Annotated in this window: 14 protein-coding genes and 1 pseudogene; 12 read left to right on the top strand and 3 right to left on the bottom strand. The window is 64.6% G+C overall.

Annotation, left to right across the window (positions count from 1 at the left end; genetic code table 11):
- Nucleotides 1–10 precede the first annotated feature (10 nt).
- Nucleotides 11–391 (top strand): 50S ribosomal protein L7/L12, encoded by a 381-nt coding sequence (gene rplL, locus DX905_RS05320; RefSeq protein WP_116090428.1) that lies wholly within the window; start codon nucleotides 11–13, stop codon nucleotides 389–391.
- 340 nt (nucleotides 392–731) lie between these two features.
- Here the strand turns inward: rplL and DX905_RS05315 are convergent, their stop codons facing one another.
- Nucleotides 732–1,223: a GNAT family N-acetyltransferase gene (locus DX905_RS05315; protein WP_240320732.1), complete on the bottom strand. Its 492-nt coding sequence runs from the start codon at nucleotides 1,221–1,223 to the stop codon at nucleotides 732–734.
- A 331-nt stretch (nucleotides 1,224–1,554) separates the two neighbouring features.
- Here DX905_RS05315 and rpoB point away from each other — a divergent pair, with 331 nt between their 5' ends.
- From rpoB to DX905_RS05300, 3 genes are all read left to right on the top strand, one after another.
- Complete coding sequence (gene rpoB / locus DX905_RS05310; RefSeq protein WP_116090426.1) at nucleotides 1,555–5,709, top strand: DNA-directed RNA polymerase subunit beta; 4,155 nt, start codon at nucleotides 1,555–1,557, stop codon at nucleotides 5,707–5,709.
- A 75-nt stretch (nucleotides 5,710–5,784) separates the two neighbouring features.
- Nucleotides 5,785–10,050, top strand: coding sequence for a DNA-directed RNA polymerase subunit beta' (gene rpoC / locus DX905_RS05305; RefSeq protein WP_116090425.1), 4,266 nt, complete (start codon nucleotides 5,785–5,787; stop codon nucleotides 10,048–10,050).
- 150 nt (nucleotides 10,051–10,200) lie between these two features.
- Nucleotides 10,201–10,452, top strand: a complete 252-nt coding sequence (locus tag DX905_RS05300; protein WP_116090424.1) for a hypothetical protein — start codon at nucleotides 10,201–10,203, stop codon at nucleotides 10,450–10,452.
- 200 nt (nucleotides 10,453–10,652) lie between these two features.
- On the opposite strand, the gene DX905_RS05295 is transcribed toward DX905_RS05300, so the two are convergent.
- Entirely contained in the window at nucleotides 10,653–12,431 is a 1,779-nt protein-coding gene (locus DX905_RS05295; protein ID WP_116092345.1) for a fatty acyl-AMP ligase, read from the bottom strand.
- A gap of 77 nt (nucleotides 12,432–12,508) precedes the next feature.
- On the opposite strand from DX905_RS05295, the gene DX905_RS05290 reads away from it, so the two are divergent.
- The 5 genes and pseudogenes from DX905_RS05290 to DX905_RS16415 form a co-directional block, all read left to right on the top strand.
- On the top strand, nucleotides 12,509–13,051 hold the full coding sequence (locus tag DX905_RS05290) for a regulatory protein RecX (protein ID WP_116090423.1): 543 nt from the start codon (nucleotides 12,509–12,511) through the stop codon (nucleotides 13,049–13,051).
- An 81-nt stretch (nucleotides 13,052–13,132) separates the two neighbouring features.
- Nucleotides 13,133–13,735: a cold-shock protein gene (locus DX905_RS05285; RefSeq protein ID WP_420822135.1), complete on the top strand. Its 603-nt coding sequence runs from the start codon at nucleotides 13,133–13,135 to the stop codon at nucleotides 13,733–13,735.
- Between the two features lie 125 nt (nucleotides 13,736–13,860).
- Nucleotides 13,861–14,244, top strand: a complete 384-nt coding sequence (locus DX905_RS05280; protein WP_116090422.1) for an NADH:ubiquinone oxidoreductase subunit NDUFA12 — start codon at nucleotides 13,861–13,863, stop codon at nucleotides 14,242–14,244.
- Complete coding sequence (mlaD, locus tag DX905_RS05275; RefSeq protein WP_116092343.1) at nucleotides 14,241–14,738, top strand: outer membrane lipid asymmetry maintenance protein MlaD; 498 nt, start codon at nucleotides 14,241–14,243, stop codon at nucleotides 14,736–14,738. The genes DX905_RS05280 and mlaD overlap by 4 nt, the downstream gene beginning before the upstream one ends.
- Nucleotides 14,735–15,190: pseudogene (locus tag DX905_RS16415) on the top strand (DUF2155 domain-containing protein); the annotation flags it as partial. The gene mlaD and the pseudogene DX905_RS16415, both read left to right, overlap by 4 nt.
- 35 nt (nucleotides 15,191–15,225) lie before the next feature.
- Here the strand turns inward: DX905_RS16415 and aat are convergent.
- Complete coding sequence (aat, locus tag DX905_RS05265) at nucleotides 15,226–15,957, bottom strand: leucyl/phenylalanyl-tRNA--protein transferase (RefSeq protein ID WP_240320730.1); 732 nt, start codon at nucleotides 15,955–15,957, stop codon at nucleotides 15,226–15,228.
- Nucleotides 15,958–16,020: 63 nt separating this feature from the next.
- Between aat and DX905_RS05260 the strand changes: the two genes are divergently transcribed.
- The 3 genes from DX905_RS05260 (at nucleotide 16,021) to ileS (ending at nucleotide 20,735) form a co-directional block, all read left to right on the top strand.
- Entirely contained in the window at nucleotides 16,021–16,509 is a 489-nt protein-coding gene (locus tag DX905_RS05260) for a dihydrofolate reductase (RefSeq protein ID WP_116092342.1), read from the top strand.
- Between the two features lie 145 nt (nucleotides 16,510–16,654).
- Entirely contained in the window at nucleotides 16,655–17,590 is a 936-nt protein-coding gene (locus tag DX905_RS05255) for a bifunctional riboflavin kinase/FAD synthetase (RefSeq protein WP_116090419.1), read from the top strand.
- Between the two features lie 154 nt (nucleotides 17,591–17,744).
- The gene (ileS, locus tag DX905_RS05250) at nucleotides 17,745–20,735 is read left to right on the top strand and encodes an isoleucine--tRNA ligase (RefSeq protein ID WP_116090418.1); all 2,991 of its coding nucleotides are present in this window, start codon (nucleotides 17,745–17,747) and stop codon (nucleotides 20,733–20,735) included.
- Nucleotides 20,736–20,745 lie beyond the last annotated feature (10 nt).

Here is a 20,745-nt window from a genome sequence, read left to right as displayed (position 1 = left end):
GAGATACATCATGGCAGACCTGCAGAAGCTTGTTGACGAATTGTCCGCGCTGACCGTCCTCGAGGCGGCCGACCTTTCGAAGTTGCTCGAAGAGAAGTGGGGCGTTTCCGCCGCCGCTGCCGTCGCCGCTGCGCCGGCCGCTGGTGGCGCCGGCGCCGGTGCTCCGGCCGCTGAAGAGAAGACCGAATTCGACGTGATCCTCACCGGCGACGGTGGCAAGAAGATCAACGTCATCAAGGAAGTCCGCGCCATCACCGGCCTGGGCCTGACCGAGGCGAAGACCCTGGTCGAGTCCGCTCCGAAGGCGATCAAGGAAGGCGTCAGCAAGGACGAGGCCGAGAAGGTCAAGAAGCAGCTCGAAGACGCCGGCGCGACCGTCGAACTCAAGTAAGCTTCACGTTCTGCGGTCCTTTCCGGACCAACGAAAAAGGAAGGGCGGCCCGGCGACGGGTCGCCCTTTTTTATGATAATGGGGATTTACGCCGGCACGACAGGAAGGCTCCCACGAGGGGATTTCTAAAAAAACACCAGAAACGAACTTGATGATTCTACGCGTATCGCAAGCGCTGGTGTGCCGGGCCGGATTGAGAAAGAGCCACGTCCGCCAAGGAGCCGCCACTGTCAGCGAACGCATCGTGCGTACACGTTTTGTTCCAGTTTGTCCAGGGCCGGCATTGGCTCATTGCCCAGCGGTGACCTTCGGTTCGCTCCGCGCGCAATGACCGTTTGTCTTAGATCTCGCGCTGCATGAAGACGACGTCGAGATAACGGCCGAATTTGAAGCCGGCTTTGTCGAATTGCCCGGCCGGCGTGAAACCGGCACGTTCGTGCAGCCGGATCGAGCCCAGGTTGGCGGAATCGCCGATCACCGCGAACAGGCGCTGGAAGCCTGCCTCCGCCGAGGCCCGCATCAGCGCGTCGAGCAAGGCGCGGCCGATGCCCGCACCTTGATGTTCCGGATGGACGTAGATCGAATCCTCTGCCGCGAAGCGATAGGCGGCACGGTCGCGAAATTGGGCGGCATAGGCATAGCCGATCACGCCGCCGTCCGTCTCGGCGACGAGCAGCGGCCAGCCGCGTTCGATGATGCGCGCCAGGCGACCAGCCATTTCGGCGGTCGAGGGCGGATCCTCCTCGAACGTGCCGGTGCCGTGGAGCACGTGATGCCGGTAGATCGCCGCGATCGCCGCTGCATCGTCGAGAGAGGCGTTGCGTATAGTCACGACTGCATCTTTCCAGAGCCGAAGCTGCGCGTCCACCGCGTCTGAACCGGTAATTCCCGACATAAGGGGTTTACGAATCCGTCAGAATTCCTACATGGGGTCCTGAACGGTGCGGTATGCGACTCGCATGCTGTGCCACCGTCCCGCCCCGGGACACGATCCACATAGCGGGTGGATCGCGACGAATTGGGGCCGGCGACGTGTTCCACAGACGCTGCAGTGCGGTTCCGATGGCCCGGATCCGCACTTTTTTGCGTGGACTCAATTCCGCGCACAGGCCGCAGGTCCGCAGCGAGGCGGAAAAGATCTGATCCGATACCGAGGATATTCGATGGCGACCAAGGCACATGACGCGCTCACCACGGCTGCGAAGAAGCGCATCCGCAAGGTCTTCGGCAACATCCACGAAGTGGTGCAAATGCCGAACCTGATCGAGGTTCAGCGCGAGTCCTACGAGCAGTTCCTGCGCTCCGATCCGTCGATCGGCTATGTCTCGGGCCTCGAAAAGACGCTGCGCAGCGTGTTCCCGATCCGCGACTTTGCCGGCACCGCCGAGCTCGATTTCGTCAATTACGAACTCGAAGATCCCAAATACGACATCGAGGAATGCCGTCAGCGCGGCATCACTTACGCCGCCGCGATGCGCGTCACGCTGCGTTTGATCGTGTTCGAGGTCGACGCCGACACCGACACCCGCTCCGTCCTCGATATCAAGGAGCAGGACGTCTACATGGGCGACATGCCGCTCATGACGTGGAACGGCACGTTCGTCATCAACGGCACCGAGCGCGTCATCGTCAGCCAGATGCACCGTTCGCCGGGTGTGCTGTTCGATCACGATCGCGGCAAGACGCACGCGTCGGGCAAGTATCTCTTCGCCGCGCGCGTGATCCCCTATCGTGGCTCGTGGCTCGATTTCGAGTTCGACGCCAAGGACATCGTCAACGTCCGCATCGACCGCAAGCGCAAGCTGCCGGTCACCACGTTGCTGTATGCGCTCGGCCTCAACGGCGAGCAGATCCTCAACGAATTCTACAAGACGCAGCGCTATGTGCGTGGCGAGGGCGGCTGGAAGGTCCCCTTCCTGATCGAGAATTGGCGCGGCCAGAAGCCGTCCTTCGATGTCGTCAACGGCGACACCGGCGAGATCGTGTTCCCCGCCGGCACCAAGATCAGCCCGCGCGCGGCCAACAAGGCCGGCAAGGATGGGCTGACCAGCCTGCTGATCCCGACCGAGGAAATCTATGGCCGTTATTCCGCTTACGACCTGATCGATGAGGCCACCGGCCGCATCTACATCGAGGCCGGCGACGAAGTGACGCCCGAAAATCTCGAGAAGCTCGACGAAGCCGGCTTCGACCATGTCGACCTGCTCGACATCGATCACATCTCGACCGGCGCCTGGATCCGCAACACGCTCGCGGCCGACAAGGTCGAGGAGCGCGACCATGCGCTGTCCGAAATCTACCGCGTGATGCGCCCTGGCGAGCCGCCGACGAAGGAGACCGCCGAGTCGCTGTTCGCCGGCCTGTTCTTCGATCCGGAGCGCTACGATCTGTCGGCCGTCGGCCGCGTCAAGCTCAACATGCGCCTCGACCTCGACGTCGACGATACGGTCACGACCTTGCGCACCGAGGATATCCTCGCCGTGGTCAAGACCCTGGTCGATCTGAAGGACGGCAAGGGCGAGATCGACGACATCGACAATCTCGGCAACCGCCGCGTGCGTTCGGTCGGCGAACTGCTCGAGAACCAGTATCGCGTCGGCCTGCTCCGCATGGAGCGCGCCGTGAAGGAGCGGATGAGCTCGGTCGACGTGTCGACCGTGATGCCCAACGACCTGATCAACGCCAAGCCGGCGGTGGCCGCGGTGCGCGAATTCTTCGGCTCCTCGCAGCTGTCGCAGTTCATGGATCAGACCAACCCGCTGTCCGAAGTGACGCACAAGCGTCGCGTCTCGGCGCTCGGGCCGGGCGGTCTCACGCGTGAGCGTGCGGGCTTTGAAGTCCGCGACGTTCACCCGACCCATTATGGCCGCATCTGCCCGATCGAGACGCCGGAAGGCCCGAACATCGGTCTGATCAACAGCCTCGCGTCGTTCAGCCGCGTCAACAAATACGGCTTCATCGAGACGCCGTATCGCAAGGTCATCGACCACAAGGTCACCGACGAGGTCGTCTACCTCTCGGCGATGGAGGAGGCCAAGCACACGATCGCGCAGGCCAATGCCGAGATTTCGGCAGACGGCACGTTCGCCGAGGATCTGATCTCGGCACGTGAAGCGGGCGAGTTCCTGATGGCGCCGCGCGATCATATCACGCTGATGGACGTATCGCCCAAGCAGTTGGTCTCGGTCGCGGCGTCGCTCATTCCTTTCCTGGAAAACGATGACGCCAACCGCGCCCTGATGGGCTCGAACATGCAGCGCCAGGCGGTGCCGCTGGTTCGCGCCGAGGCGCCGTTCGTCGGCACCGGCATGGAAGAGACCGTGGCCCGCGATTCCGGCGCCGCGATCGCCGCCAAGCGTCCGGGCGTGGTCGATCAGGTCGATGCGTCGCGCATCGTCGTCCGTGCCACCGGCGCGGTCGATGCGGGCCGCTCGGGCGTCGACATCTACACGCTGATGAAGTTCCAGCGCTCCAACCAGTCTACCTGCATCAACCAGCGTCCGCTGGTGAAGGTCGGCGACGTGGTCGAAGCGGGCGACATCATCGCCGACGGTCCCTCGACCGAATATGGCGAGCTCGCGCTCGGCCGCAACGTGCTCGTCGCGTTCATGCCGTGGAACGGCTACAATTATGAGGATTCGATCCTCATCTCCGAGCGCATCGTGAAGGACGACGTCTTCTCGTCGATCCACATCGACGAGTTCGAGGTGATGGCCCGCGACACCAAGCTCGGGCCGGAAGACATCACCCGCGACATCCCCAACGTCGGCGAGGAAGCGCTTCGCAACCTCGACGAGGCGGGCATCGTCTATGTCGGTGCCGAGGTCGAGCCGGGCGATATCCTCGTCGGCAAGATCACCCCGAAGGGCGAAAGCCCGATGACGCCGGAAGAGAAATTGCTGCGCGCCATCTTCGGTGAAAAGGCGTCCGACGTGCGCGACACGTCGCTGCGCCTGCCGCCGGGCGTGTCGGGCACGATCGTCGACGTCCGCGTCTTCAATCGTCACGGCATCGACAAGGACGAGCGTGCACTGGCGATCGAGCGGGAGGAAATCGACCGCCTCACCAAGGATCGCGAGGACGAACGTGCCATCCTCAACCGCGCCAGCTGGTCGCGTTTGAAGGAGATGCTGATCGGCCAGACGATCGTGTCGGGTCCGAAGGGCGTCAAGAAGGGCGCCGTCATCGACGAGGCTTTGCTCGACGAGGTCGAGAAGCGCGAATGGTGGAAGCTCGCCGTCGCCGACGACGCGCGCCAGAGCGATCTGGAAGCGGTCAAGGTGCAGTATGACGATGCGGTCGCCGCAATCGTCGCCAAGTTCGACGATCGCGTCGAGAAGCTGCAGCGCGGCGACGAACTGCCGCCGGGCGTGCTGAAGATGGTCAAGGTGTTCGTGGCGGTGAAGCGCAAGCTGCAGCCGGGCGACAAGATGGCCGGCCGTCACGGCAACAAGGGCGTCATCAGCCGCATCCTGCCCAACGAGGACATGCCGTTCCTCGAGGACGGGACGCCGGTCGATATCGTGCTCAACCCGCTCGGCGTGCCTTCGCGCATGAATGTCGGCCAGATCTTCGAGACGCACCTTGGCTGGGCCGCGCGCGGCCTGGGCAAGCAGATCGGCGAGGCGCTGGATACGTGGCGCGAAGCCAATCCGAACGGCGCAGGCGGCAAGGCGCCGGCCGCGGTCGTGGAGCGGCTCAAGACCGTATATGGCGAGCAGTATCACGCGGATATCGACAGCCGCTCGGCCGACGATCTCATCGAGATGGCCGGCCTGCTGCGGGGCGGTGTGCCGATGGCGACGCCGGTGTTCGACGGTGCGCGTGAGGCGGACGTGTCGGAGATGCTGACGCTGGCCGGGCTCGATACTTCGGGTCAGGTCGAGCTGTTCGACGGGCGCACGGGCGACGCGTTCGACCGTAAGGTGACCGTCGGCTACATCTACATGCTCAAGCTGCATCACCTTGTGGACGACAAGATCCACGCGCGTTCGATCGGGCCGTACAGCCTCGTCACCCAGCAGCCGCTGGGCGGTAAGGCGCAGTTCGGCGGCCAGCGTTTCGGCGAAATGGAAGTGTGGGCGCTCCAGGCTTATGGTGCCGCCTACACGCTGCAGGAAATGCTGACGGTGAAGTCCGACGACGTGGTCGGCCGCACCAAGGTCTACGAGGCGATCGTCAAGGGCGACGACACGTTCGAGGCGGGCATCCCCGAAAGCTTCAACGTGCTGGTCAAGGAAATGCGCTCGCTCGGCCTCAACGTCGACCTCAACTCGGTCGAACGTGACGAGGACGGCGTGGCGGAGCCTGCGGAATAAGTGACCGGCCTCTGCCCTTCCCGGGCAGGGGCCTCACTTCCGCACCGAATTTTCCCTCCAAGTGAGGACATACAGATGAACGAACTTACCAACTTCGCCAATCCGATCGCCAAGGCCGAGACCTTCGACCAGATCAAAATCGGCATCGCCTCGCCCGACCGGATCCGCTCCTGGTCCTTCGGCGAGATCAAGAAGCCGGAAACGATCAACTATCGCACGTTCAAGCCCGAGCGTGACGGCCTGTTCTGCGCGCGCATCTTCGGTCCGATCAAGGATTACGAGTGCCTGTGCGGCAAGTATAAGCGCATGAAGTATAAGGGCATCGTCTGCGAGAAATGCGGCGTCGAGGTCACCGTCTCGAAGGTCCGCCGCGAGCGGATGGGCCATATCGAGCTCGCCGCTCCGGTCGCGCATATCTGGTTCCTGAAGTCGCTGCCGTCGCGCATCGGCCTGCTGCTCGACATGCAGCTCAAGCAGCTCGAGCGGATCCTTTATTTCGAGGCCTATGTCGTCACCGAGCCCGGCCTCACCAGCCTGGAGAAGTTCCAGCTGCTGACCGAGGACGAGCTGCTCGAAGCGCAGGACGAATATGGCGAGGACGCCTTCTCCGCCGGGATCGGCGCCGAAGCGGTCAAGCATATGCTGATGGACCTCGACCTGGTCGGCGAGCGCGACGAGCTGCTCAAGGAACTGGCCGAGACCAAGTCCGAACTGAAGCCCAAGAAGATCATCAAGCGGCTCAAGGTCGTCGAGAGCTTCATCGATTCGGGCAATCGCCCGGAGTGGATGATCCTCGACGTAGTGCCGGTCATTCCGCCGGAACTGCGCCCGCTGGTGCCGCTCGACGGCGGCCGCTTCGCGACCTCGGATCTCAACGATCTGTATCGCCGCGTGATCAACCGCAACAACCGCCTGAAGCGGCTGATGGAGCTGCGCGCGCCGGACATCATCGTCCGCAACGAAAAGCGCATGCTGCAGGAGTCGGTCGACGCATTGTTCGACAACGGCCGCCGCGGCCGCACGATCACGGGCGCCAACAAGCGTCCGCTCAAGTCGCTGTCCGACATGCTCAAGGGCAAGCAGGGCCGCTTCCGCCAGAATCTGCTCGGCAAGCGCGTCGACTATTCGGGCCGTTCGGTCATCGTCACCGGTCCGGAGCTCAAGCTCCACCAGTGCGGTCTGCCCAAGAAGATGGCGCTCGAGCTGTTCAAGCCGTTCATCTACGCCCGCCTCGACGCCAAGGGTCTGTCGATGACCCTCAAGCAGGCGAAGAAGTGGGTTGAGAAGGAGCGCAAGGAAGTCTGGGACATCCTGGACGAGGTGATCCGCGAGCATCCGGTTCTGCTGAACCGCGCGCCCACGCTGCACCGTCTTGGCATCCAGGCGTTCGAGCCCGTGCTGATCGAGGGCAAGGCGATCCAGCTTCACCCGCTGGTCTGCTCGGCCTTCAACGCCGACTTCGACGGCGACCAGATGGCCGTGCACGTCCCGCTGAGCCTCGAGGCCCAGCTGGAAGCACGCGTCCTGATGATGTCGACCAACAACATCCTGTCGCCCGCCAACGGCAAGCCGATCATCGTGCCCTCGCAGGACATGGTGCTCGGTCTCTATTATCTTTCGATGATGAAGGAGAATGAGCCGGGCGAAGGCATGATGATCGGCGACATGTCCGAAGTGCATCAGGCGATCAACGCCAAGGCGGTGACGCTCCATACCAAGATCACGACCCGCGTTCCGCAGACGGACGAGGACGGCAAGACCTACATGAAGCGGGTCGAGACCACCCCCGGCCGCATGCTGATCGCCGAGACGCTGCCGAAGAGCCACAAGGTCCCGTTCGAGACCGTCAACCGCCTCCTCACCAAGAAGGAGATCGGCGACGTCATCGATCAGGTCTATCGCCACACCGGCCAGAAGGAGACCGTGCTGTTCGCCGACGGCATCATGAGCCTCGGCTTCCGCCACGCGTTCAAGGCCGGCATCTCGTTCGGCAAGGACGACATGGTCATCCCGGCCGAGAAGGAGACTTTGGTCGACGAGACGCGGCTGCTCGTGAAGGATTATGAGCAGCAATATCAGGACGGCCTGATCACCCAGCAGGAAAAGTATAACAAGGTGATCGACGCCTGGTCGCGCTGCGGTGACCGCGTTGCCAACGAGATGATGAAGGAAATCCAGGCCGTTAAGAAGAATCCCGATGGCCGGGAAGCGGACATCAATTCGATCTACATGATGGCCCATTCCGGTGCCCGCGGTTCGCAGGCCCAGATCAAGCAGCTTGCCGGCATGCGCGGCCTGATGGCCAAGCCGTCGGGCGAGATCATCGAGACGCCGATCATCTCGAACTTCAAGGAAGGCCTGACCGTCCTTGAATATTTCAACTCGACCCACGGCGCTCGCAAGGGCCTCGCGGACACCGCGTTGAAGACCGCCAATTCGGGTTATCTGACCCGTCGTCTGGTCGACGTGTCGCAGGATTGCGTCGTCGTCGAGATCGATTGCGGCACCGAGCGGGCGCTCGAAATGCGCGCGATCGTGCAGGGCGGTTCGACCATCGCATCGCTCGGCGAGCGTATCCTGGGCCGCACCACGGCCGAGGACATTCTCGACAGCAAGAATGGTGAGGTCATCGTTCCGGAGGGCACGTTGCTCGACGAGGCGATGGTCACGGCGATCGAAGCCGTCTCGCCGCAGGCCGTGAAGATCCGCTCGCCTTTGGTGTGCGAATCCAAGGGCGGCGTGTGCGCCGCCTGCTACGGACGCGACCTTGCCCGCGGTACGCCGGTCAATATCGGTGAGGCTGTCGGCGTTATCGCGGCCCAGTCGATCGGCGAGCCGGGCACGCAGCTCACCATGCGTACCTTCCACATCGGTGGCGCGGCGCAGCTCAACGAGCAGTCGAACCTGGAAGCAGTGTCCGACGGCAAGATCGAACTGCGCGGCCTGCCGACGATCACCAACCCGCGGGGCCAGCACATCGCGCTGTCGCGTTCGGGCGAAATCGCGATCGTCGACATGGATGGCCGCGAGCGTTCGACCCATCGCCTGCCTTACGGTGCGCAGCTGATGGTCGCCGATGGCGCCATCGTCTCCAAGGGCGATCGCATCGCGCAGTGGGATCCGGCCTATATGCCGGTGATCACCGACAAGAAGGGCATGATCCGCTATCAGGACCTGATCGAGAACCGCACGGTGCGTGAGGAATCGGACGAGACGACCGGCCTTACCCAGCGCGTGGTGATCGAGGATACGGGCCGCGCCAAGAAGGAGGATCTGCGTCCGCGGATCACCCTGCTCGACGAGGCTTCGGGCGAGACCGGCGTGTCGCGTCTGATCGTGGGCGCGGTCATCGCGGTCGAGGACGGCCAGATGGTCGAGGTCGGCGAAGTGCTGGCACGTGTCCCGCGCGAAGCGGCACGTACCCGCGACATCACCGGCGGTCTGCCGCGCGTCGCCGAGCTGTTCGAGGCGCGCAAGCCGAAGGAGAATGCGATCATCGCGAAGATCTCCGGCCGGGTCGAGTTCGGCAAGGATTACAAGGCCAAGCGCAAGGTCATCATCCGTCCGGATGATGGTTCGGAGCCGGTCGAGTATCTGGTGCCGAAGTCGAAGACGATCGACGCGCAGGAAGGCGATTACGTCAAGCGCGGCGACAATCTGATCGGCGGCTCGCCCGATCCGCACGATATTCTCGAAGTGCTCGGCATCGAGCCGCTTGCCGAATATCTCGTGTCGGAAATCCAGGAAGTCTATCGACTGCAGGGCGTGAAGATCAACGACAAGCACATCGAGACGATCGTTCGTCAGATGCTGCAGAAGGTTGAGATTACGGCGGCCGGCGCCACCACTTTGCTCCCCGGCGAGCAGGTGGATCGCGAAGAGATGGATGAGATCAACGCCAAGCTCAGCAAGGGCGAGGCACCGGCCGAAGGCAAGCCGATCCTGCTTGGGATCACCAAGGCTTCGCTCCAGACGCGCTCGTTCATCTCGGCGGCTTCGTTCCAGGAGACGACCCGTGTGCTCACCGAAGCTTCGGTGCAGGGCAAGATCGACAATCTGAACGGCCTCAAGGAGAACGTCATCGTCGGTCGGCTCATCCCGGCCGGTACCGGCGCGGGCATGAACCGCCTGCGGGTCACCGCCACGTCGCGCGACGCGGCGCTGCGGGCTTCGCAGCGCAGCCTGGCGGCGTCGATCGTGGCGCCGAAGACGGCGGCCGAGGAGCATGCAGCCGAGCTCAAGCGTCCGGTCGAGGCCGATACCGGCAACGATCCGCTGGGCGAAGTTGTAGGCGAGACCCACGGCAGCGACGCCGATGCGGGCGATTACCTGAACAGCTAAGCGTTGCTGTCAGGCTGAACGGAAAGAGCCGTCGTCCACTCCGGTGGGCGGCGGCTTTTTCGTGTCCGGCCGAGGGTTAAGCCTGCATCCGGCCGCTGCTTCTATGATATGAGAGCGGACGGGCTGCTTTGTCCGACGAGGGGGTCCATCATGAAGCGCATCGTGACACTGCTGTTGATCCTGCCGCTGGCGGGCTGCGTCTCGACCGTGGCGCATGTCGTGACCGCGCCGGTGCGGGTGGCGAGCTGGGGAGTCGACAAGATGACCACCAGCCAGTCGGAAGCGGACGAGAAACGCGGCCGCCGCGAGCGCAAGGAAGACGAGCGGCGCGGCAAGGAAGCGAAGAAGGAAGCCAAAAGGCAGCGCGAGCTGGAGCGGGAACGGCAACGCGATCCGGGTTGAGCGCCCTCATACGGCGCCGTGCCTTACGCACTCCGAAGGCTAAATCTGCAGAAGCCGTCACCCTGAACTCGTTTTAGGGTCCATCGCGCCACACATCCGGCGGCGCGGATGAGAGATGGATGCTGAAACACGTTCAGCATGACCACCAATGGGACGCGGCGTGGCTTGGCCTCTGGTCGCCTATCTCCGGCAACGACTCCTCAGGCCGCCAGGTCGTACAGCTCCATCTCGCCCGACAGATAGAGATTGCGCGCCTTGGAGCGGCTGAGCTTGCCGGAGCTGGTGCGCGGCAAGGTCTTGGGCGGGATCAGTTCGACCACGCAGTTCATGCCGGTGATCGCGCGCACCTTCTCGCGGATCTCGTCGCGCAGGCGGGTGCGCTCTTCGGGATCGGAGGTGCGGCACTGGACCAGGACGGCCGGCGTCTCCTCGCCACCGGGGGTGGTGATGGCGAAGGCGGCGATGTCACCGGCCTTGAAGCCGGGCAGTTGCTCGACCGCCCATTCGATATCCTGCGGCCAATGATTGCGGCCGTTGATGATGATCATGTCCTTGGCGCGGCCGACGATGTAGATGTAGCCACCCGACAGATAGCCCATGTCGCCGGTATCGAGCCATCCGTCGACAAGGCAGGCGTCGGTCGCCTCCGGATCCCGGAAATAGCCGACCATGACCGACGGACCGCGGCACCAGACCTTGCCGATCGCGCGTTCGGGCAGCTTGCTGCCATCCTCGTCGCGGATCGCTATCTCCATCTCGCGCGCCGGCTTGCCGCAATTGACGACCGCGCGGTAACGCTGCGGCCGGCCGACGCTGGCGGAACCGCCGCCCGAAAGCTCGGTCTCCTCGACCAGTTCGACGACGATGCCTTCGCCCGGCGGCATGATCGATACCGCCAGGGTCGCTTCGGCCAGGCCGTAGGAGGGCAGGAACGCTTTCGCGTCGAAACCCGCCTCGGCGAACGCATCGACGAAGGCCTGCATCACGTCGGGCCGGATCATGTCCGCGCCATTGCCCGCGACGCGCCAGCGCGACAGATCGAACCGGTCGCTCGCCCGGGTCTGGCTCGACATGCGCCGCGCGCAGATATCGTAGCCGAAGGTGGGCGAATAAGAGAGGGTGGTGCCAGGATTGCGGCTGATCAGATCGAGCCAAGCAAGCGGACGCCGCGCGAAATCCTCGGTCTTGAGATAATCGGTGGAGACCTGGTTGGCGACGGGCGACAGCAGGCAGCCGACCAGACCCATGTCATGATACCAGGGCAGCCACGACACGCAGCGATCGCCCGGCTGTACGTCCATCCCGATCGAATGCGCCGCCAGGTTGGACATCAGCGCACGATGCGTGATCGCGACGCCGTGGGGGAAGCGGGTCGAGCCACTCGAATATTGCAGATAGGCGATATCGTCGGGGCTGGCAGGAGTAAGGTTTACGGCCGGCGCATTCTCCGCAGCCAGGTTTTCATAGCTGACAGCAGCGACGCCGCGCGCTTCGGCGGCGGCTTGCGCCATGCCCTCGAGCTCGGCGGGATAGAGCAGCAGGATCGGGTCCGAACTTGCCAGCTGTACCGCCAGCTGATCGATATAGGCATCCTTGCCGCCGAACGAGGTCGGCAGGGGAAGGGGAACCGGCCACACGCCGGCATAGATGGCGCCGAAGAAAGCGGCGGCGAAATCGGGGCCGGTCTCGGCCAGCATGGCGATCCGCGCGCCCGGCTCGATCCCGCGTGCGATCAGGCGATGCGCGATCCCGACGGCGTCCTGGCGCAGTTCGGCGAAGGTGTAAGCCTGGACGAGATTACCGCGGGGATCGTGGAAATTGAGGCCCAGCGCTCCCTGCGCGGCATAATCGAGCGACTCGCCCAGCGTCGCGAAGTCAGCATAGCGCCGCGGGAGCGCGTCATCGCTCGGCGTCGACGTCGGCTTGCTGTCCGCACTGGCCGTCTGCACCCTCGAACGTCTCCTCTCGCGCCCGCGCATCATGCGCATGACCAATTCATACCGTAAGCGACAGGCCGCGTTCAAATTCCGGCCCGACTGTGGCACAAACGTGGCGCATGTCACGCCGCAAATTCACCTCCGCGCCGCGGGTTGCGAAACCGCTCGACGCCGAAGCGCTCAACATGCTCGCGCTGGCCTACCTCGGGCGCTATGCCACCACCCGCGCCAAATTGCGTCATTATCTGGTTCGCAAGCTCGCGTCACGTGGTTGGGAAGGCGAGGGCGAGCCCGCGCTCGACGCGATCGTCGAGCGGTGCGCGGAGCTCGGTTATGTCGACGATGCCAGCTTTGCGGTGGCACGCGGCGCCGCGCTGACGCGGCGCGGTTTCGGCGAGCAGCGCGTGGCCGCGGCCCTGCGCGCGGTGGGGATCGATGCGGATACCGCCGCGCCGGTACGCGCGGCGGCGCGCGAGGATGCGCTGGAAGCGGCGCTGCGTTTCGCCCGCCGCAAGCGGATCGGACCGTTCGCGCAAGAACTCGCCGCGCCCGATCAAAGACGCCGCAACCTCGCGGCACTGCTGCGCGCGGGTCACGCGCCGGACGTTGCGCGCCGCATCGCCCATGCCGCGCCCGGTGCTAGCTTGACGAGAGATGAATGAATCTTCGTTTCGGTGGTTTTTGATCTTTCGCAATTCTGCAAAACTGTTAATTTGGACTGTTCGTGCTTAAGGTTTAAAATAATGAAAAGTGCCGACGTAGCGATGCTTGCCGTGACGGACAGTGTCGATGGAGAAGCCTTCATATCGGCGCGGGATGCAGCCGATCTTCTGCCAGCGGTCATGGCGAGCGGCAGCGTAAAGTGGTTTGACGCCACGCGCGGCTTCGGATTCATTGTCGGCGACGCCGGCGAAGGCGATATCCTTCTTCATTTCTCGGTCCTGCGCGATCATAACCGCCGCACTCTGCCGGAAGGCACGCGCGTGGTGTGCGAGGTCGTCGATCGCGAGCGCGGACGCCAGGCGCGCCGCGTCATCAGTTTCGATCTTTCGACCGCCACCGGCCCCGATGCCGATCTCATCGCGCGGCGGAATGCCGACCGTGTCGATCCGACGCAGCTGGAAGAGGATGCCGGGCCGTTCGAGGCGGTGCGGGTGAAGTGGTTCAACCAACTCAAGGGCTATGGCTTCGTCGTGCGCGAGGCGGGTGGCGCGGACATCTTCATCCACATGGAAACGGTGCGCCGCGCCGGTTTTGCGAGCCTGGAACCCGAGCAGCCGTTGCAGGCGCGCATTGCCGAGGGACGCAAGGGACCGCTCGCGGTGGTGATCGAAGCGGCCGATTAGGGGCAGGCATTGCTGCCTTCCTCAAGCCGGCGAGACGATTTCGCCGGACAGGCCACGCTGCCCCGGGCGGTAACTCGCCGCATAGGCGGTTGCGCCCGGCCTCCCTTCGCGGCTAAGCGCAGATCATGCTGAAGCGCATCTTTACCTGGTGGAACGGCGCCACCATCGGCACGGCATTGTTTAGCTGGCGCAACGGCACGCGGATCGGCAGCGACGCCGCCGGCAATGCCTATTTCGAATCCAAGAAGCCGGTGAACGGTCAGACGCGCCGCTGGGTGATCTACCAGGGCCCTAACGACGCCAGCCGGGTGCCGCCCGCATGGTTCGGCTGGCTCCATCATCAGACCGATATCCTGCCGACCGACCTGCCGGCACCCCGCACGTGGGTGAAAGAGCCGGTGCCCAATTTGACCGGCACGTCCGCAGCCTATCGCCCGGCCGGTGCGTTGGAGCGTGGCGGCAATCGTGCCGCCGCCACCGGCGATTATGAGGCGTGGAGCCCGAATTGAGATCGATCCTGCGTGAAAATATCGGCGAGGCGCTCGTCGGCCTGCTGGTGGTGATCCTCGCCATCTGGTTCGTGATGTTCGCCTGGGATCGGACCGGCGGCGGGGAACGGCCCGGATCGATCAAGATCACCGCGATCTTCCCCAATGCCAGCGGCGTCAATACCGGCACCGATGTGCGTATTTCCGGGCTCAAGGTCGGTAGCGTGACCGGCCTGTCGCTCGATCCGCAAAGCTATCAGGTCAAGGTCGCGATCGCGCTCAATCCCGACGTCAAGCTGCCGGCAGACAGCAGCGCGTCCGTCACGTCGGAAGGCCTGCTCGGCTCGACCTTCATCGCCTTCACGCCCGGCGGCAACCCTGTTTTCCTGAAAAGCGGCGACACGATCACCGATACGCAGGGCTCGATGGACCTGATGGCGCTGATCGGCCAGTTCATCAACAAGCCGTCGGGCGACAAGCCTGCCGCCGGCGGCGCGGCCACGACCACCCCATGATCCCGCGCCGCGCCGGCGCCCTTGCGCTCGGGCTGGCGGCGGTCGGCGCGATCAGCTGGGCGGCGATTTCACAGACCCAGCAGGCGACGCCCGATCCCTCGGTCGAGCTTTCGCCCGACCTTCAGCAAGGCAACAGCACCCAGGCCGCGCCGGCGCCCGCTCCAGCCAAGCGCGTGGCGGCTGCTCCGGTCCTCCCGCCGATCACCAGCGACACGCCGATGGCGGAGCGGGTCGCAATCATCGGCGTGCTCAACAAGCGTAACGGCATGGCGCGCGACGTCACGTTGCACCCGGGACAGGGCGCGCGGTTCGGCGACCTGATCGTGCGGCTGCGCGCGTGCGAGGCGACCGCCGACTATGAGCCCGAGCAGCTGACCGGCGCCTTCATACAGGCGGACAAACGCGGCCCGGACGGCAAGTGGCGGCGGATCTTCTCCGGCTGGCTCTACAAGGAAACGCCGTCGCTCAACGTGGTCGAGGATCCGCTTTACGACGTCTGGCCCAAGAGCTGCGCGATGCGGCACCCCGATGCCGGCCCCGACACGGTGGCGGCATCGTCCGCGCCGGCTGCGCCGGCCGTGGCGCGGTCGAGCGCGAAGAAGTCGGCCGGCCCGGCGGCGGCGTCGCCCGAGGGGAACGAGCCGAGCCCGAGCGCCTTGTCCAACAGCGCGACATAGGCTTCGCGGCCGACCTCGATCGTACCGAGCGAGGCGAGATGCTCGGTCAGGAACTGGCAATCGAGCAGGCGGAAGCCGCCCACCTTCAGCCGCGCCACCAGATAAGCGAGCGCCACCTTGGAGGCGTCACGCGCGCGGCTGAACATGCTTTCGCCGAAGAAGGCCGCACCCAGCCGTACGCCGTAGAGGCCGCCGACCAGTCTGCCGTCCGCCCAGGTCTCGACCGAATGGGCATAGCCGCGTCGGTGCAGCTCGGCATAAGCGGTCTCGATATCGGGGTTGATCCAGGTATCGGGCCGGCGCGCGGTCGCTTCGGCGCACAAGGCGACGACCTCGCCGAACGCCTGATCGACGGTGACCGTGAAGCGGCCGGAACGGATCGTCTTGGCGAGCGAGCGCGAGAGGTGGAAGCGGTCGAGCGGCAGCACGCCGCGCTTCTTGGGCTCGACCCAGAAGACGTCGGCGGCATCACGCGTGCTCGCCATCGGAAACACGCCGACCGAATAAGCGCGCAAGAGCAGGTCCGGATCGAGCGCGGCCATAAGCGGCAGGCTATTCCGATCCGGCGCTCGCGTGAAGCGGGCATGGCCTGCTAAGCAGGAAAAATGAGCGATGCCGAAATCATTCTGGTGCTGGCCCGCGCCGACAATGGCGTGATCGGGCGCGACGGCGCGCTGCCGTGGCACCTGCCCGCCGACCTCAAGCATTTCAAAGCGGTGACCGCGGGCAAGCCGATGATCATGGGGCGGCGCACCTTCGAAAGCTTGCCGGGCTTGCTGCCGGGGCGGCGTCATATCGTATTGACGCGTGATGCAGGCTGGCAGGCCGAGGGCGCGGAGGTGGCGCATGATGTCGACGCGGCGCTGGCGCTGGCGGGGGGAGACGCAGTTTCAGTGATCGGCGGAGCGGAGATTTTTGCGCTTTTTGAAGACCGCGCCGATCGGATTGAGCTCACCGAGGTTCATGCCGCGGTTAACGGTGATGCGCACGTACCGCGGCCTAGTCCGGCGAAGTGGCGCGAAAGCAGACGCGAGGCGCATGCGGCCGAAGGCGAGGCGCCCGCTTATACGTTCGTGACGCTCGAGCGGCGCTAAACGCAGCGTCAGCAGCGCAGCGAGGAAGCAATCAGGCCCGACCTACGAATGCGAAACTGGATTGCTTTCCCCGGCTTTGCCGGTGTCCGCAATGCGGTGGTTGGGGGGAGACAGTGCGGCGGGGTCTTCCTATAGGCGCCGGACCATGACGCTTCTTCACAGCGATGCGCCGTTGCCGCCGGCCTTGCGCGGCGCGGTGATCGCGCTCGGCAATTTCGACGGTTTTCACCGCGGTCACCAGGCGGTGGTGGGGCGTGCCGTGGCGCGCGCCAAAGCGGAGGGGCGGCCGGCGATCGTGGCCACCTTCGATCCGCATCCCGCGCGCTATTTCCGCGCGGACAGCCCACATTTCCGGCTGACGACGCTGGAGCAGCGCGCGCGTCTGTTCGCGGCGGCGGGCGCGGACGCGACGTTGGTGCTGCATTTCGACGCCGATCTGGCCGCGCTGTCGCCCGAACAATTCGTGGCGGACGAGCTGGTCGGTCGCTTCGGCGCGGCGGCGGTGGTGACGGGCGAGGATTTCACCTTCGGCAAGGCGCGCGCGGGCACCGCGCCGATGCTGGCGTCGCTGGGTGCCGCATACAATATGGCGGCGGAGACGGTGGCGGCGGTGGCGGATGGCGAGGGGGTCATCTCCTCCAGCCGCATCCGCGAAGCCTTGATTGCCGGCGATTGCGCGACGGCGGCGCGGCTGCTGACCCGGCCGTTCACGATCGAGGGCGAGGTCGTGCACGGCGACCAGCGCGGCCGCGAGCTCGGCTATCCGACCGCCAATATGGAACTCGGCGACTATCTGCGGCCGCGCTATGGCATCTATGCGGTGCGCGCGCATGTGGATGACGGCCGGGCACTGGAGGGCGTCGCCAATCTCGGCATCCGCCCGAGCTTCGATCCGCCCAAGGAATTGCTCGAACCTTATTTCTTCGACTTTTCGGGCGACCTTTATGGCCGGGTGATCGAGGTGGCCCTGATCGACTTCCTGCGGCCGGAAGCGAAGTTCGACGATCTTCAGGCGCTCAAGGTGCAGATGGCGGCCGATTGCGACGCGGCGCGAACTTCTCTCTCGTTCCGCTCATCCTGAGGAAGGCTGAGCTTGTCGAAGCCTGTCTCGAAGGATCCTTCGATACGCCACTTCGTCAGGCTCAGTGGCTACTCAGGATGAGCGGGAGTTGTAGCGGGCCGGTTTGATGAGCAGGGTTTGGTTTCACCGGAAGCTTCGCTAAAGCGCCGCCAACATGTCCGACACCCCTGAACCCAAGCGCGGCGCCTCCGCTAGAGATTGGCGCGACACCGTCTTCCTGCCGAAGACCGATTTCCCGATGAAGGCGGGGCTTGCCGCCAAGGAGCCGGCGATCCTGGCCAAATGGCTGGGCGACGATCTGTACGCGCAGTTGCGCGAGAAGCGCGCCGGGCGCGAGCGCTTCATCCTGCATGACGGCCCGCCCTACGCCAATGGCGACATCCATATGGGCCATGCGATGAACAAGGTGCTCAAGGACATCGTCGTCCGTACCCAGTCGCTGCTCGGCAAGGATGCGCCCTATGTGCCGGGCTGGGACTGCCATGGCCTGCCGATCGAGTGGAAGGTCGAGGAGGCCTATCGCGCGAAGAAATTGAACAAGGACGAGGTGCCGGTCGACCAGTTCCGCGCCGAATGCCGGGCCTATGCCGCAAAATGGGTCGCGGTCCAGCGCGAGCAGTTCGAGCGGCTGGGCGTGATGGGCGAGTGGGACAATCCCTACCTCACCATGAATTATGCGTCCGAGGCGGTGATCGCGGGCGAACTGCTCAAGTTCGCCGAGACCGGCCAGCTGTATCGCGGCGCCAAGCCGGTGATGTGGTCGCCTGTGGAGAAAACCGCCTTGGCCGAGGCCGAGGTGGAATATGAGGATATCGTCTCGACCCAGATCGATGTCGCGTTCGAGATCGTCGAGGCACCGAATGCGCCGGAACTGGTTGGTGCCTATGCGGTGATCTGGACGACCACGCCGTGGACGATCCCGGTCAACCAGGCTTTGGCTTATGGACCGGACATCGCCTACCAGCTTGTAGAGTTGAAGACGGGCGTATTCGACGACCTGCCGCAACTCGAATACCTCCGCGGAAAGCGCATTCTCCTCGGTTCCGACCTCGTGGAAGACTTTTTGAAGCGCCTTCATCCCAACGTCGGGATGGATTGGATGACTGTCTGGGAGTACGAGCGAGGCAATCTCGAAGATGCCTGGGTCCGCCACCCGATGCACCATCTCGGCGGTTTCTTCGCCAAGCCGCGGCCGATGCTGGCGGGCGACTTTGTCACGACCGATGCGGGCACGGGGCTCGTCCACATGTCGCCCGACCATGGCGAGGACGATTTCCTGCTGTGCAAGGCGCACGGCATCGATCCGGTGTTCGCGGTCGAGGGCGACGGCAAATATCGCGCCGACTGGCTTTGGCTGGGCGGGCAGGGGAGCGTCATCAACCCCAAGTTCAACGCGCCCGACGGGCCGATCTGCAGCGACTTGCGCGAGGCAGGCGCCTTACTGGCGGCGAGCGCGGATTATGCGCATAGCTACCCGCATAGCTGGCGGTCCAAGGCCAAGGTGATCTTCCGCGCGACGCCGCAATGGTTCATCGCGATGGATAAGGGGATCGCGGCGGAGATTGATGCGGTGGCCGAGGGGCTCGACCCCAATTCCGTTCGGGCTGAGCCCGTCGAAGCCCTGTCTTTCTTACCAGAAGAAAGTGCAGCCCTTCGACAAGCTCAGGGCGAACGGTCCGTCGGCAATGGCGCAACGCTCCGTCAACTCGCGCTGGACGCGATCGAGCGGACGCGGTTCGTGCCGGAGAAGGGGCGCAACCGGATCCACGCCATGGTCGAGGGGCGGCCCGACTGGGTGATTTCGCGCCAGCGGGCGTGGGGCGTGCCGATCGCTTTGTATGTCGACAAGGGGAGCGGCGATTATCTGCGCGATCCGGCCGTCAATGCGCGCATCGTCGCGGCGTTCGAGGCGGGCGGGGCGGATGCCTGGTTCGGCGCCGATCATCAGGCGTTGCTGGGCCCGGACTACAACGCTGCTGCGTATGACCCGCAGAAGGACATCCTTGACGTCTGGTTCGATTCGGGCTCGACCCACGCCTTCACGATCGAGGCGCGCTACGGCGAAGGCACGCGCGCAGACCTGTACCTGGAAGGCTCGGACCAGCATCGCGGCTGGTTCCAGTCGTCCTTGCTTGAAAGCTGCGGCACGCGCGGCGTGGCGCCCTACAAGGCGGTGCTGACGCACGGCTTCGCGCTCGACGGGCAGGGCCGCAAGATGTCCAAGAGCCAGGGCAATGTCGTCGACCCGCTCAAGATCATCCCCGAGAGCGGCGCCGACATCTTGCGGCTGTGGGTCGCGAGCACTGATTATTTCGAGGATGTTCGCATCGGCAAGGAGATCCTGGCCGGCACGTCGGACGCCTATCGCAAGCTTCGCAACAGCTTCCGCTATCTGCTCGGCGCGCTCGACGGTTTCTCGGACGAAGAGCGGGTCGAGGCGGTCGCCGACATGCCGGACCTTGAGCGCTATGTCCTGCACCTGCTGACCGAGCTCGATGCGGAGCTGAAGTCCGCGACCGACGCGTTCGAGTTCAACCGCTATGCGCGCGCACTCACCGATTTCTGCAACAACGATCTGTCAGCCTTCTTCTTCGATATCCGCAAGGATTCGCTCTATTGCGATGCGCCCGACGATCCCAAGCGGCGTGCCTATCGCACCGTGCTCGACACGTTGTTTCACGCCTTGGTGCGTTATGCTGCGCCGATCCTGTGCTTCACCGCCGAGGAAGTGTGGGGCACCCGTTTCCCGGAGGCGGGATCGGTCCATCTGCTGGAATGGCCGGAGGTCGACCCAATCTGGGCCGATGCCCGCCTCGCCGAGCAATGGGCGGAATTGCGCGTGCTGCGCCAGATCGTCAGCGCCGAAATCGAGCCCAAGAGGCGGGACAAGGAGATCGGATCGAGCCTGGAGGCCAAGGTCGCGATCGGCCTGCCCGACGATCGCGATCGGCCCAACGTCACGCATGACGAGCTGACCGAATTGCTGATTGTGTCGGAGGCGGTGATCGACACGGTCGCGCACGGCCCGGTCGCGGTCGTGCATCGTTCGGATTATCATAAATGCGGACGTTGCTGGCGGCTGCTGCCGGAAGTGGACGAGGATGGCGACCTGTGCGGGCGGTGCACGGAGGTGGTGGGTGGATAGCCTGAGCGTA

This window comes from Sphingomonas crusticola (genome assembly GCF_003391115.1).
Classification (GTDB): domain Bacteria; phylum Pseudomonadota; class Alphaproteobacteria; order Sphingomonadales; family Sphingomonadaceae; genus Sphingomonas_I; species Sphingomonas_I crusticola.
This window is presented reverse-complemented; position numbering and strand designations above follow the sequence as displayed.